Source organism: Pseudomonas yangonensis (assembly GCF_009932725.1).
Taxonomy (GTDB): domain Bacteria; phylum Pseudomonadota; class Gammaproteobacteria; order Pseudomonadales; family Pseudomonadaceae; genus Aquipseudomonas; species Aquipseudomonas yangonensis.
Genome location: NZ_BLJU01000005.1, coordinates 348620 through 362474 on the forward strand (window position 1 = coordinate 348620; position 13855 = coordinate 362474).

At 65.4% G+C, this 13855-nt stretch carries 6 protein-coding genes and 1 tRNA gene (1 of these 7 only partly in view); all 7 read right to left on the reverse strand.

Annotated features, from left to right (window positions below; translation table 11 throughout):
- A protein-coding gene (locus tag GYB81_RS10265; RefSeq protein WP_161865639.1) for a non-ribosomal peptide synthetase crosses the window boundary here: on the reverse strand, nucleotides 1-4781 show its 5' end (the start). 4876 nt of this gene lie to the left of the window's left edge; the window shows 4781 of its 9657 coding nt (coding positions 1-4781); it begins with the start codon at nucleotides 4779-4781; its stop codon lies beyond the left edge, outside the window.
- A gap of 96 nt (nucleotides 4782-4877) precedes the next feature.
- On the reverse strand, nucleotides 4878-6194 hold the full coding sequence (locus GYB81_RS10270; RefSeq protein ID WP_161865535.1) for a lysine N(6)-hydroxylase/L-ornithine N(5)-oxygenase family protein: 1317 nt from the start codon (nucleotides 6192-6194) through the stop codon (nucleotides 4878-4880).
- 183 nt (nucleotides 6195-6377) lie between these two features.
- Nucleotides 6378-8054 (reverse strand): multidrug ABC transporter permease/ATP-binding protein, encoded by a 1677-nt coding sequence (locus GYB81_RS10275; RefSeq protein ID WP_161865534.1) that lies wholly within the window; start codon nucleotides 8052-8054, stop codon nucleotides 6378-6380.
- Entirely contained in the window at nucleotides 8055-8684 is a 630-nt protein-coding gene (locus GYB81_RS10280; RefSeq protein WP_161865533.1) for a sigma-70 family RNA polymerase sigma factor, read from the reverse strand. It lies immediately after the preceding gene.
- 234 nt (nucleotides 8685-8918) lie between these two features.
- Nucleotides 8919-8993: transfer RNA gene (locus tag GYB81_RS10285), tRNA-Arg, on the reverse strand.
- A gap of 75 nt (nucleotides 8994-9068) precedes the next feature.
- On the reverse strand, nucleotides 9069-10178 hold the full coding sequence (locus GYB81_RS10290) for a Leu/Phe/Val dehydrogenase (protein ID WP_161865532.1): 1110 nt from the start codon (nucleotides 10176-10178) through the stop codon (nucleotides 9069-9071).
- A gap of 72 nt (nucleotides 10179-10250) precedes the next feature.
- Nucleotides 10251-13718, reverse strand: a complete 3468-nt coding sequence (locus GYB81_RS10295; protein WP_161865531.1) for an indolepyruvate ferredoxin oxidoreductase family protein — start codon at nucleotides 13716-13718, stop codon at nucleotides 10251-10253.
- Nucleotides 13719-13855 lie beyond the last annotated feature (137 nt).

A 13855-nucleotide genomic window follows, 5' to 3' on the forward strand; every position in this document is an offset into this window, starting at 1 on the left:
GTCAGCGGGAAGCGTTCGAGCAGCAGCACATGGCTCGGCAGCATATAGTCAGGTAGACGCTCGGCCAGTTGCGCCTGCACCTGCGCGAAGTCGAGAGAAGACTCCTGCGCGACCACATAGGCGAGCAACTGGCCGCGTTCGTCCAGTTGCACATGGGCATCGACGACGCCCGCCAGGCCGCGCAGCTGCGCCACGATCTCGCCAAGAGCGACACGGTAGCCGCGCACCTTGACCTGGTCGTCACCACGCCCGAGAAATTCGATACGCCCGTCGGCCAGCAGGCGCGCACGGTCGCCGGTGCGATACAGACGCTCACCCTTGGCGAAGGGATCGGGCAGAAAGCTCGCCGCCGTCAGCCCCGGACGATCGAGATAGCCGCGCGCCAGACCAGGCCCGCCCAGGTACAGCTCGCCAACCGCACCTTGCGGCAGCGGCGTCAGGGCCGCATCCAGTACCAGGGCGCGGACGTTGGGCAAAGGCCGGCCAATCGGCACCACGCCGCTCAACGCTGCCAGCTCGGCGTCCGTGGTCTCGTGAGTCAGCACACCGACCGTGGTCTCACTGGGGCCGTAGTGATTGATCACCCGGCACTGCGGACGCAGACGCTTGACCTCTTTTACCAGCTCGGCCGGCAGCGCCTCGCCGCCAAAGATCAGGGCATGCGCAGGTATCGCCCGCGCACCTGCGCCGGCCTGCAGCAGACCGGCCAGGTGGGTCGGCACGATTTTGAGAATGCCGACCTGCCGGGTGCTCAGGTAGTCCGCCAGGCTATCGGCATCGGCCACGGTTTCCGCGCTCAGCAGGTGCAGGGTACGCCCGGACAACAACGCGCCGAACAGCACGGTATGGCCCAGGTCGGCCGCAACGGTAGACACCATCGCCATGCTCGCCTCAGGCGCCAGGGACAGTTGTTCCAGCAGGCCCTGCACGTAGTCGGCCAGAGCTGCATGACTGATCACCGCGCCCTTGGGCTGGCCGGTGGTGCCGGAGGTGTAGATCAGATAGCCCGCCTGCTGCGGGTGCACCGGCACGCTCGGCGCAGCGCTGGTCTGCTGACGCCACGGCGCATCGGCGCTGAAGTCCAGCTGCGGGCCATTGAAGCCTTGCACCGACGCGGACTCACAGAGCAATACCACACAGGCACTGTCGGCCAGGACGAACGCCTGACGCTGCGCCGGCCAGGCCGGATCGAGTGGCACGAAGGCAGCGCCGACCTTGAGCGCAGCCAGCAGGCCGATGACGAAAGCCGGCGAACGCTGCAGGCACAGCCCGACCCGCTGCTCCGGTGCCACACCCAGGGCAAGCAGGTGCTGCGCCAGTTGATTGGCCTGGGCTTCCAGCGCGGCGAAGCTGTAGGGCACGCCGTCGTGCATCAATGCCACGGCCTCGCCGCGCACCTGCGGCAGCCACAGATCGAGCACGGTCGCAGCGGCGAACTTGCGCTCTACGCCCGCGACCTGCGCCGGCTGCGCCGCGAGTTGCAGGCTGGCCAGCGGCGCTTGTGGCTGCGCCAGCAATTGCTCCAGCAGATGTTCGAAATCGGCGGCGAAGGCATCGATGCGCTCGGCTTCGAACAGATCCTGCGCATAGGTAAAGGCCGCCTCGATACCCTCGGGCAGGTCGGTGATATCCAGCCCCAGATCGAAGTGCGCCGCCTGCTCGTCCAGCTGACTCGCGCTGAGGGCCACGCCAGGCAAGGCCAGATCCTGAGCCAGGGCGAACTGCTGGGTGAACTTCACCTGGAACAGCGGGTTGTGGCTGAGGCTGCGCTGCGGCGCCAGCGCATCGACCAGTTGCTCGAACGGCAGCAACTGGTGATCCTGCGCGCCGAGGGCCGCCGCCCGCACCTGCGCCACGACATCGACGAAGCTGTGCTCGCCGCCGAACTCGCTGCGCAGCACCTGAGTGTTGACGAAGAAGCCGATCAGCGCCTCGGTTTCCCGGCACACGCGCCCGGAACTGGGCACGCCGACGCGGATATCACGCTCGCCGCTGTAACGCTGCAGCTGCACCTTGAAGGCGGCCAGCAGCAACATGAACTGAGTGACGCCCTGATCGGCAGCGTGCGCGCGCAGACGCTGGCTCAGCGCCTCATCGAGACGGATGGCATGGCGCGCGCCGCGGTGGCTCTGCCGCGCCGGGCGCGGGTGGTCGGCAGGCAGCTGCAGCAACGGCTGTTCGTCACCCAGCTGCTGCTTCCAGTAATCCAACTGACGCGCGCCCTCGCCCGCCTGCAGCCAGCGCCGCTGCCAGATGGCGTAGTCGGCGTACTGCACCGGCAGTGCCGGCAGCTTCGGCACCTGGCCGAGGACATGGGCCGCATAGAGTTGGGCGAACTCGCGGATCAGTACCTGAATCGACCAGCCGTCGCAGATGATGTGATGCATCACCAGCAGCAGACGCTGATCGTCCTCGCCCACTCGCACCAGGGTGAGATGCCACAAGGGCCCTTGCTGCAGATCCAGCGGCAGGTTCATCCGTTCCTCGCGCAGGCGCGCCAGGGCCGCCTCGCCATCTGCCTCGCCACGCAGATCGAAACGCGCCAGGTCGACGCTAAAGGACGGATCGATGCGCTGCAGCGGCACGCCGTCCTCTTCGCCAGCGTCGAAGCGCGTGCGCAGGCTCTCGTGGCGACTGACCAGATCATCGAAGCTGCGCTGCAGCGCCGTCTCGTCGAGCTGGCCCTGAAAACGCAGCTCACCGCCCAGCCGGTAGGCGCTGGCGTCACCCTGCAGACGCTCGAGAAACCACAGGCGCTGCTGCGCATAGGATTGCGCGCACTGCGCGTCACGCACCTCGGCCTGCAGGGGCGGTACCTGCCGGGCCGTGCGCGGCTGCGCCGCGACCCAGGCGCTGAAATCCCCCAGACGCGGCCGTTCGAACAGGCTGTCGGCCTGCAGCTCCAGCCCCAGCTCGGCGTTGAGACGCGCCAGCACCTGCATCACGCCCACCGAATCCCCGCCGCGTGCGAAGAAGCGATCGCCCTCCTCCAGGTCCGTGCAGTCCAATACTTCCTGCCAGGCCTGCAGCACCTGCGGCAACACGGCGCCGGCTTGCGGCGCGTGGCTCGCCGCCTCGGCACCCCGCAGGCGCCCCTTGTACCACTGCGCGAAGGTGGCCAGGCTGCCGTTCTGCCAGCCGCTGCGGCAGGCCGAACGCTGCAGCTTGCCGCTAGTGGTGCGCGGCAAGGTGCCCGGTTCGAGCAGCAGAATCAGCTGCGGCGCCAGCTGGAAACGGTCGCCCATCCCGTCGGCGATGCGCTGGCAGATCATCTCGGCGCTGATCAGCTTGCGCACGTTGCGGCTGACCTCCAGCGCCAGGCCGACACCCTCCAGCCCCTGCTCATCGGTGACGGCGAACGCGGCGATACGCCCCTGGCGCAGCAGTTCGATATCCTGCTCCAGCGCCTGTTCGATGTCCTGCGGGTAATGGTTCTGACCATTGAGGATGATCAGATCCTTCAGACGCCCGGCGATGAACAGCTGACGCTCGCGTACCACACCCAGATCGCCAGTGCGCAGCCAGCGCTGGCCATCACGCTCGACGAAGGCCTCGGCGGTCGCTTCGGGGTTGCGCCAGTAGCCCTGGGCGATGCTCGGCCCGGCAATCCAGATCTCACCGACCTGATCGTCCCCCAGCACCTGAAGCGTCTTCGGCTCGACGATGCGCAGCGGGTGCTCGGCATCGCTCCAGCCACAGGCCGGCAAACGGCTGTCCGCCTGACCCGCTGTGGTACTGGCGAACGTCTCCACCTGCGGCTCACGCTCGGCGGCGTCGACGCACACATACAGCGTCGCTTCGGCCAGACCGTAGCTCGGCGCCAGTGCCTCGGCACTGAAGCCCGCCGCCGCGAAGCGCTGACTGAAGGCCTCAAGGGTATCCAGCCGAATCGGCTCGGAGCCGGAAAACGCCAGGCGCCAACTGCTCAGATCGAGCGTCTCCAGACTGCTTTGCGGGATACGCTCGGCGCACAGGCGGTAGGCGAAATCCGGCCCGCCGGAGAAGGTGCCACCATATTGACTGATTGCCTGCAACCAGCGCGCCGGTCTGGCGAGAAAGAAGCTCGGCGCCATCAGCGTGAGGCTTCCGCCATGCAGGATCGGCAGCAGCAGACCAGCCATTAGTCCCATGTCATGGTACAGCGGCAGCCAGCTGACCCAGGATTCCTCCCGAATTGCGCTGAAGCCGCGGCTCATGCTGCGCTCGTTGGCCAGCAGGTTGGCGTGGCTGACCATCACCCCCTTGGGCGCACGGGTGGAACCCGAGGTGTATTGCAGGAAGGCCAGCGCATCACTGGTGATCAGCCGTGGCTGGTAGCCGGCGCGGTCGTGGGCATCGACATCCTCGATGGCGATCACCTGCGCCCCGGGTGCGAGCAGCGGCTGCAGGTCGGCCTGGCAACGCCGGATCACCTCACGCGGCGCCAGCACCACCATGGGCTGGGCATCGAGCAGAATGCCGGTGAGGCGCTCGATGTGCATCTGCCGGTTGTTTTCCGGCGGAAAGGCCGGCACCGCGATCACGCCGGCGTACAGGCAACCGAAGAAGGCGGCGGCATAATCTGCGCCGCTGGGCAGCATCAGCACGCAACGCTCGCCGGCCTGACAGCCCAGGCGCTGCAGCAGGCCAGCCACGGCCAGTGCCTGCTCGCGCAGCTCGGCATAGGTCGTCAACAGCGGCTCGCCCTGATCCGCCACGATATGCCGGATGGCCACACGGCCCGGCACGCGCTCGGCGTGATAATCCAGAATGTCGGCAAAGTGCTGCGCCTGATCCACCATCAATCTCATCTCGTCACCCGTGAAAACTCGTGCCTGCACAGCGGCCCGGCAGTGGCTGCCGACCGCTCGCGGAAGAAGGAAAACTGCGTCTGTCGATCAGCTGAGCGAAGCCGCGGCCAGACGCAGCGAATCGCGCACCTGTACACCAGCGGGTTCGACGAACATCGAAGCGACCAACTCTTCGGAGCGCATGGCCAGTACCGACAGCAGGGTATCGCTGAGGCCGTGACTGCCCTCGCAGCCGCCTTGCAGGAAGATCTGCGCCTGGCAGTCCGCCCGCAGCGGCAGGCGATATTGGCGGTCAACCGCATCGCCCTCGATGAAGTCAGCGAAGCCCGCCAACAGGGTGCGGTGATAGTCGCGGCGATAGCCGGTGGCGAGGATCACCGCATCGAAACGCTCGCGATGCTGATCGCCACCCAAAGTGTTGCGTAGGGTCAGCTCCACGCCGCCGTCATCGGCGGCAACGGCCATGACTTCACGGTGAGTGAGCAAGCGGTGAGGATGCTGACCGCGCACCTTCTGCTGGTAGAACAGGTGGTAGATCTTCTCGATCAGCTCCAGATCGACCACCGAATAGTTGGTATTGCGGTACTCGCTGAGCATCTGTGCGCGCTGCGCGGGATCCTGGGCGAAGATGCGGTCGGTGAAGTCGGCATTGAAGATTTCGTTGACGAACGGGCTGTCGTCCGACGGCTTGAGGCTGCCGCCCCGTACCAGCAGGCTGGCCTCGACCTGCGGGAAGCGGCATGCCAGGTCATGGAAGATTTCTGCGGCGCTCTGCCCACCACCGATCACGGCGACACGGCGCGGACGACTGCCATCGCCCAGCATGGCATCGAGCGCGCCCAGATAACGCGAGGAATGCACGATGCGCGGGTCAGTCATGCCGGCGAAGGCCGCCGGAATCTGCGCCACACCGCCAATGCCCAGCACCAGGTTGCGCGCGCGACGCCGCGTGCTCTGCCCGTCCGCACCGCGCGAAACCACCTCGACGCCGGCACAGGTGCCGGCGCTGTAGAACGGCTCGATGCTGGTCACCTCTTCGCCGTAATGCACCTGCCCGGCGAACGCATCGGCAGCCCAGCCGAGGTAGTCGTTGAACTCTTCACGGCTGGGATAGAAGGTCTTCAGGTTGATGAAATCCTCCAGGCGCCCGCATGCCTTGAGGTAGCTGATGAAGGTGAAACGGCTGGCGGGGTTGCGCAGCGTGGCGAGATCCTTGAGGAAGGAGATCTGCATGCTCGAGCCGTCGATCAGCATGCCTTCATGCCAGCTGAAGGCAGGCTTGCGCTCGATGAAGCAGACGTTGGGCTCTCGCCCGCTGCACTGGGCGAACTCTTCGGTGGCGATGGCCAGAGCCAGGTTCGAGGGCCCGAAGCCAACCCCGATATAGTCGTAAACGAGCCCCATAAATCCTCCCGATATCTGTGCTGAATGGGCGGTTCGCCAGCCGGAATGAACTGGAAAACATTCTCATTAACACTGACGAACGAAGGAGAGGAATGTTTAGGGCGATTGCCTGCGGAATGCGAAATCACTCCGGCAAAAACGACTGCGCCCGCATGATGCGGGCGCAGCGCGGGCAATCGGCATTCAGGAACGGGCGGCGCCACCGATCTCCAGCAGCGCGTTGCGACTGGCCCGGGCGCGGTGCTCGCCCTGCAGTTCGTGGAGCTGCCCACCATCCATCTTCAGCAGGCGGTCGGCCTGGTCGAAGTAGTGATCGTCGTGGCTGATGGCGAATACGGTCTTGCCAGCGGCCTTCAACTGAGGCAACAGCTCGCGGTAGAACACCTGTCGGAACAGCGGATCCTGGTCGGCGGCCCATTCGTCGAGCAGCAGGACGTCGCGCGCTTCGAGCAACGCCAGGAGCAAGGCCAGACGCTTGCGCTGACCGGCGGACAGACGTGTATCACGCAGGCGCCCCGCCGCCACCTGCACCTTGTGGCGGATGTGCAAGCTGCCCAGCCAGTGATCGAGTTCCTCATCCGACGCCGCCACGCCGTGTGGGCCAAGCAGCTGCGAGAACAGGTGATAGTCGGTGAACACCGATGCGAACAGCTGGCGGTAGGCCGGCCACTCCTGCGGCCCGAGCACCCGGCCATCGACACGGATCTCGCCGCGCTGCGGGATGTACAGGCCCGTCAGCAGACGCGCCAGAGTCGACTTGCCGCTGCCGTTGCCGCCGACCAGAAACACCGTTTCGCCGCGCTCAAGGCGCAGACTGACCGGGCCTACGTCGAAGCCGGGCTCGCCGTCCTGTGCCGGATAGCGGTACTCCACCTCATGCAGTTCCAGCACCTGCCACTGTCCGCTCAAGGGGTCGGCTGGATGCTCGAACGCCTCCACATGCGGTGCCAGCGCCAGCGACTCGACCTTGTCCAGCGCCACGCGCCCGGCGATCTGCGTCGGAATCGCCGCCACCGCCGAAACCAATGGCGTGCGCATGAACAGAATGGTCAGCGCATAGGTCGAGGCCACCGCTGTGGAGGCCCAACCCAGGCCGTTGGCCAGGTAGAACACCAGGCCGATGGTGCCCAGCACCATGATGTTGGCCCAGTTGCTGGCCAGGCCGTGGTAACGGTCTGCCAGCGTCACGTGATCGCGATAGGCGCGCGCGCTGAGGTCGAACTCGTCCTCGTACAGGCGCTGCGCGCGGTCGCGGTTGAGGGTCAGCTCCTTGCGCCCGTCGATCACCGCCTGGTAGTCGCCGTAGAGACGATCCTCGGACTCACGCAGCATGCGCAGGTGATGATTGAGGCGCCCGACCAGTAGCCAGCCTACGCCGAGGGTGAAACTCATCCACAGCAATGTGGTGACGAACAGCCCCGGCGACAGCCAGGCCAGATAGGCGAACGCCGCCAGCGTCAGCACGCCGCCGTAGATCAGTTCGGGCAGATGGACGAAGGCCAGGGTGATATTGCGGATGTCGCTGGAAAGACTGGCGATGATGTTGGAGCCACCGATGATCTCCAGACGCTCGATGCTGGTGTCCAGCACCCGCTTCACCAACGCGCGGCGCAGGCGATAGACGAAGCGATGGCCCAGCGCCGTCAGCGACAGTTGCGCCGCCGAGGCCAGCACCAGCAGCAAGGCCAGCAAGGCGACGAACTGCCCCAGCGCTACCCCCGGATTGCTCGCCGGGGTAAGCATGCGCTGATTGATGAAGGCGATCACCGCCACGCTGAGCAATGCGCTGCCCAGGCTGAGCCCCAGCACCAGTGCGATGGACCAGCGATATTCGTGGAAAACCAGACGCAGCAGCTTCATTCAGAACCTCTTGGCCAGGGGGCAGGTGCGCGAGCACTGCCCGTCGAGTCGAACACGGCAATGCCCTAGGGTATCGCGCAGAATCAGATTGATGAGCGCCGGCGAGGTACCCAGCCGCGTCGCCACCTCGCGCTGGGTGAGGCCATCGAGCTGACTGAGGGTGAATACCCGGCGCATGCGCGGGGTCAGCTCGGCCAGCGCATCGAGCAACTGGCGCACCGCCTGCTGCCCACCTACGGTCTGCTCTGGGGAAATTTCCGAAGGCTGCAGGTCGGCCAGCTCAGCGGCCGCACCGTAGCGCTGCTCCAGTTGCAGGCGGCGCAGATGATCGATGGCCAGATTACGCACCAGGCGCGTCAGGTACCGCTCGGGCGACTCGACCCGAGACAGCTTGAGACCGCCCTCCCACAATTTGAGAAAGGCATCCTGCAGCACATCCTCGGCCCTGCTGCGACAGCCCAGTACGCGCGTCGCCAGGTTAAGCAACCCATGCCGCTGCGCCTGATAGGCACTCAGCAACGCCTTGCGGTCGATGACCGCAGCAGGCTGCTCGTAGGCGGGTGCATTGGCTGCAAAAGACGGTCGAAAACCTCGGCCCAAGGCTGGCAGTGACTGCTGAGAACATTCCATGCTAGGTCAGGCTCTTTGGCAAAGAGCGCCAATCCTGAATGCAAACACTTCTCATTGCAATAATGGCGAGACGCCTTGATTTGGCGAGGCCCTGCCGACAATTGAAATGGCCGCACGGCATCACGCCGCTGTGACATCAGCGGATAAGCAGCATGGCTGCAGGTGATCGAGGAATACGTGTGGAACAGCGCGTTGCGACGAGCGCTTGCTGAACGCGAAGGAAAGCAATCAGGATGGCGTCCCCTGCTGGAATCGAACCAGCATCTAGCCCTTAGGAGGGGCTTATTCTATCCGTTGAACTAAGGGGACACGGCCGTATTGGCAACGGCCGGGCCGCATCTTAGCGGCGGCGCGCACATTTGTCATGTCGCCACCGCCCACTTCCTAGCGCTGCCAACCCTGGGAGACGATCTTGGCGGTTGCAGCACGCACTGGCTGCAGGCCACCGCGCAAGCGCTCCAGCGCCATGCGGTCGGCGACCGCGATGGTGGTCTCCCCCTCGCGCTCGGCCCGCTGGAAGATCTCCGTGAGAGTCGGGCCAATCCCTTCGATATGCGCCTTGAGCTCTGCGGCGCTGCCACCGGTGCGCTCATAGCAGACATCGATGATGCCGCCGGCATTGATCGCGTAGTCCGGCGCATACAGGCATTCACGACGACGCAGCAGCTCGGCCAGGCTGGCGTCGGCCAGCTGGTTGTTGGCCGCGCCGGCGATGATTGGCGCGCGCAGGGCTTCCAGCGTCTGCAGGTTGATGATGGCCCCCAGTGCGCACGGCGCGAATACGTCCACATCGAGGCGGTAGATCTCGTGCTGGCCAACCGCTGTAGCGCCCAGCTGGCTGACGGCGCGCTGCACGTTGGCCTCGACGATATCCGTCACCCAAAGCTGGGCACCGGCCTCCTTGAGCAGTTTGGCCAGGCCGAAACCAACCTGCCCCACGCCCTGGATGGCCACGCGTACGCCCTCAAGATCCTGACGCCCCAGGCGATGCGCCACCGCTGCCTTAATGCCGATAAATACGCCGTAGGCGGTCGAGGGCGACGGATCGCCGTCACGGCTGCCACCACCGAAGGCTTCGCGCTGCCCGGCGCCGGACACGTGGCGGGTGCGCTCGGCCATGATGCGCATCTCGGCCACGCCGGTACCGGAGTCCGCCGCCGTGATGTAGCGGCCGCCCAGGCTGTCGACGAAATCGCCCATGGCCTGGAACAGCGCCTCGCTCTTGCCGGTGTGCGGGTCGCCGATGATCACCGCCTTGCCGCCGCCCAGCGGCAAGCGGGCCAGCGCCGATTTGTAAGTCATGCCGCGCGACAAGCGCAGCACATCGCGTAGCGCCTCCTCGTCCGTGGCGTAGTCCCACATGCGGCAGCCGCCCAGCGCCGGGCCAAGAGTGCTGTCGTGAATGGCGATGATGGCTTTCAGGCCACTGGCCTTGTCATGGCCGTAGATCACCTGTTCGTGATGGTCGAAGTCGACGTGAGTGAAGACGGACATCGGGTTACCTCGGATGTAAAAGGCCGCCCCCCCCCGAATGGGAGAGGGTGGCAAAGGGGATGGATTTGCGGCTCAGGCAGCCGGTTCGAACAGCTGCACCGCGGCGATCTCGCTGACGGTCAGACGTGCCTTGAGCTGCGTCGCCTGCTCGCGCGCCTTGGTCAGCGCCGCTTCCTTGACATGACCGTAGCCGCGGATCTGCTCGGGAATCTCGGCCAGCGCCACTGCCGTGCGGTAGTTGCTGCCATTGAGCTCGGCGAGCAGATAGGCCACGTTGGCCTCGTATTCCTCGATCAGTTCACGTTCCAGGCGGCGTTCGGCACTGTGGCCGAACGGATCGAGGGCGCTGCCACGCAGGAACTTGAAGCGCGCCAGCACCGCGAAGGCCTTTAGCATCCAGGGGCCGAAACTGCGCTTGCGCGGTTCGCCGGTAACGGCATCCGGCTTGCTCAGCCAGCTCGGCGCCAGATGGAACTGCAAGCGGTAATCGCCTTCGAACTGGGCTTCGAGCTGCTTGCGGAAGGTCGCATCGCTGTAAAGCCGCGCCACTTCATACTCGTCCTTGTAGGCCAGCAGCTTGAAGTAATAACGCGCGACGGCCTTGCTCAGGCGCTGCTCGGCATCGGTGTCGGCCTTGCGCACGCGCTCGACCAGCTCGCGATAGCGCTCGGCATAGGCAGCGTTCTGGTAGGCGGTCAGACGCTGCATACGGTCGGCGACGATTTCCTCCAGCGTGCTGCAATGTGGCGCCTCGACCACCTTGGGTGCAGCGACTTTCTCCACTGCAGCCAAGTCATGCGCAGCACGACGCCCCCAGAGGAACGCCTGCTGGTTTAGCTCGATGGCCACACCATTGAGTTCGATGGCCTTGTTGATCGCCTCGGCCGACACCGGCACCAATCCTTTTTGGTATGCATAGCCGAGCATGAACAGGTTGGTGGCGATACTGTCGCCGAGCAGGCGAGTGGCCAGGCGGGTAGCGTCGACGAAGCGGGTCTTGCCCTCGCCGACCGCCTCGCTGATCGCTTCGCGCATGGCCGCACCGGGCACCTGGGCGTCCGGGTTGCGGGTGAACTCGGCGGTGGCCGCTTCATGGCTGTTGATCACCGCATGGGCAATCTTGTCGTTGAGCTTGGCCAGTGCCTCTTCACTGGACGACACCACCAGGTCGCAGCCCAGCAGCAGGTCGGTTTCCCCCGCGGCGATACGCACGGCGTAGATGTCGCTCTGCCGCGCGGCGATGCGAATGTGGGTGATCACCGGGCCGAACTTCTGCGCCAGCCCAGCCTGATCGAGCACAGTGCAGCCCTTGCCTTCGATGTGCGCGGCCATGCCCAGCAGGGCACCGACGGTGGTCACGCCACTACCGCCGACACCCGGCAGGAGGATGTTCCAGGGCCGACTCAGAGCCGGTTGTTTCGGCTCCGGCAAGGCGATGAACAGCGCGCCCAGGCCAACGGCCTCTGGCTTGCGCAGGCTGCCTCCATGCACGGTAACGAAGCTCGGGCAGAAGCCTTCGAGGCAGCTGAAGTCCTTGTTGCAGGCGCTCTGGTCGATCTCGCGCTTGCGCCCCAGTTCGGTCTCCAGCGGCAGCACCGACAGGCAGTTGGATTTCACGCTGCAGTCGCCACACCCCTCGCACACCGCCGGGTTGATGAAGGCGCGCTTCGCCGGGTCAACCATCTTGCCGCGCTTGCGCCGACGCCGTTTCTCGGTGGCGCAAGTCTGGTCGTAGAGGATCACCGACACGCCCTTGAACTCGCGCAACTCGCGCTGCACGGCGTCCAGCTCGCGGCGGTGATGGAAGGTCACGCCCGGCGCGAAAGTGGCGCGGGTCGGGTACTTGTCCGGCTCGTCGCTGACCAGGGCGATGCGCTTGACACCCTCGGCATGCACCTGCTGGCTGAGCTGGTCGATGCGCAACTCGCCGTCGATGGGCTGGCCGCCGGTCATGGCCACCGCGTCGTTGTAGAGAATCTTGTAGGTGATGTTGACCCCGGCGGCCACGGCCGCGCGCAGGGCCAGATGGCCGGAGTGGAAGTAGGTGCCGTCGCCGAGGTTCTGGAACACGTGCGGCGTGTCGGTGAACGGCGCCTGGCCGATCCAGGTGGCGCCCTCGCCGCCCATCTGGGTGAAGGTGTCGGTGCTGCGATCCATCCATTGGGTCATGTAGTGGCAGCCGATACCGCCGAGGGCACGGCTGCCTTCCGGCACCTTGGTCGAGCTGTTGTGCGGGCAGCCGGAGCAGAAATGCGGGGTGCGCACGGTCTTGTGCTTGGGCGCGGCCAGAGCCTTTTCCTTGGCATCGAGAAAGGCCAGGCGCTCCTCGATGGTCGGGCTGCTGTAGATCGGCGCCAGGCGCTTGGCGATCACCCGGGCGATCATTGCCGGTGTCAGTTCGCCCAGGTTGGGCAACAGCGAATTACCCTGCTCGTCGAATTCACCGACCACCCGCGGGCGCTTGCCCACCGGCCAGTTGTAGAGCTGACCAGTGAGCTGGTCTTCGATGATGCTGCGTTTTTCTTCCACCACCAGAATTTCGTCCAGGCCTTCGGCGAACTGGTGCACCGAGACCGGCTCCAGCGGCCAGCTCATGCCGACCTTGAGCACGCGCAGGCCGACCTTGGCGCACAGCGCCTCGTCCAGACCGAGGTCATCCAGAGCCTGACGCACGTCGAGGTAGGACTTACCGGTGGTGATGATGCCCAGACGCGGGTTGGGCGAATCGAGCTTGACCTGATTGAGGTTGTTGGCCAGAGCGAAGGCGCGCGCAGCGTAGATCTTGTAGACGTTGAGGCGCTTTTCCTGCGCCAGGGGCGGATCCGGCCAGCGAATGTGCACCCCGTCTTCCGGCAGTTGGAAGTCTTCGGGAATCTTCACCTGGACGCGCAGCGGATCGACGTCCACTACGGCCGAAGAATCGACGTTCTCGGCAATGGTCTTCAGCGCCACCCAGCAGCCGCTGTAGCGCGACAGCTCCCAGCCGATGATGCCGTAGTCCAGTACTTCCTGGACGTTGGCCGGGTTGAGCACCGGGATCGACGCCGCGATGAAGGCGTGCTCGCTCTGGTGGGCAATGGTCGAGGACTTGCAGCCATGGTCGTCACCGGCCAGCAGCAATACGCCGCCGTGCTTGGACACGCCGGCCGAGTTGCCGTGCTTGAACACATCACCGCTGCGGTCGACGCCCGGCCCCTTGCCGTACCACATGGCGAAAACGCCGTCATAGCGGGCGCCGGGGAACAGATTGGCCTGCTGGCTGCCCCACACTGCGGTGGCGCCCAGTTCTTCATTGACGCCGGGCTGGAAGTGGATGTGGTTCTGCTTGAGGTACTCGCGCGCGTCCCACAGGCTCTTGTCCAGGCCGCCCAGGGGCGAGCCGCGATAGCCGGATATGAAGCAGGCGGTATTGAGTCCGTAGGCGGCATCACGCTGCTTCTGCAGCATGGGCAGGCGGGTGAGCGCCTGAGTGCCGGTCAGGTAGAGGTGACCAGTCGCGAGGCGGTATTTGTCATCCAGGCGGATTTCGGCCAGTGACATGGAGCGCTCCTTTTATTCTTATGGCGAGCACGGGGAGCGCGACGGTAGACACGCTCCATTGGTTTCCACAGCAGGATCGCTGCCGTGGATTTACCTAAATCATGACCGGAGGGTTCCGCTTTTTTCTTTCTATTTTC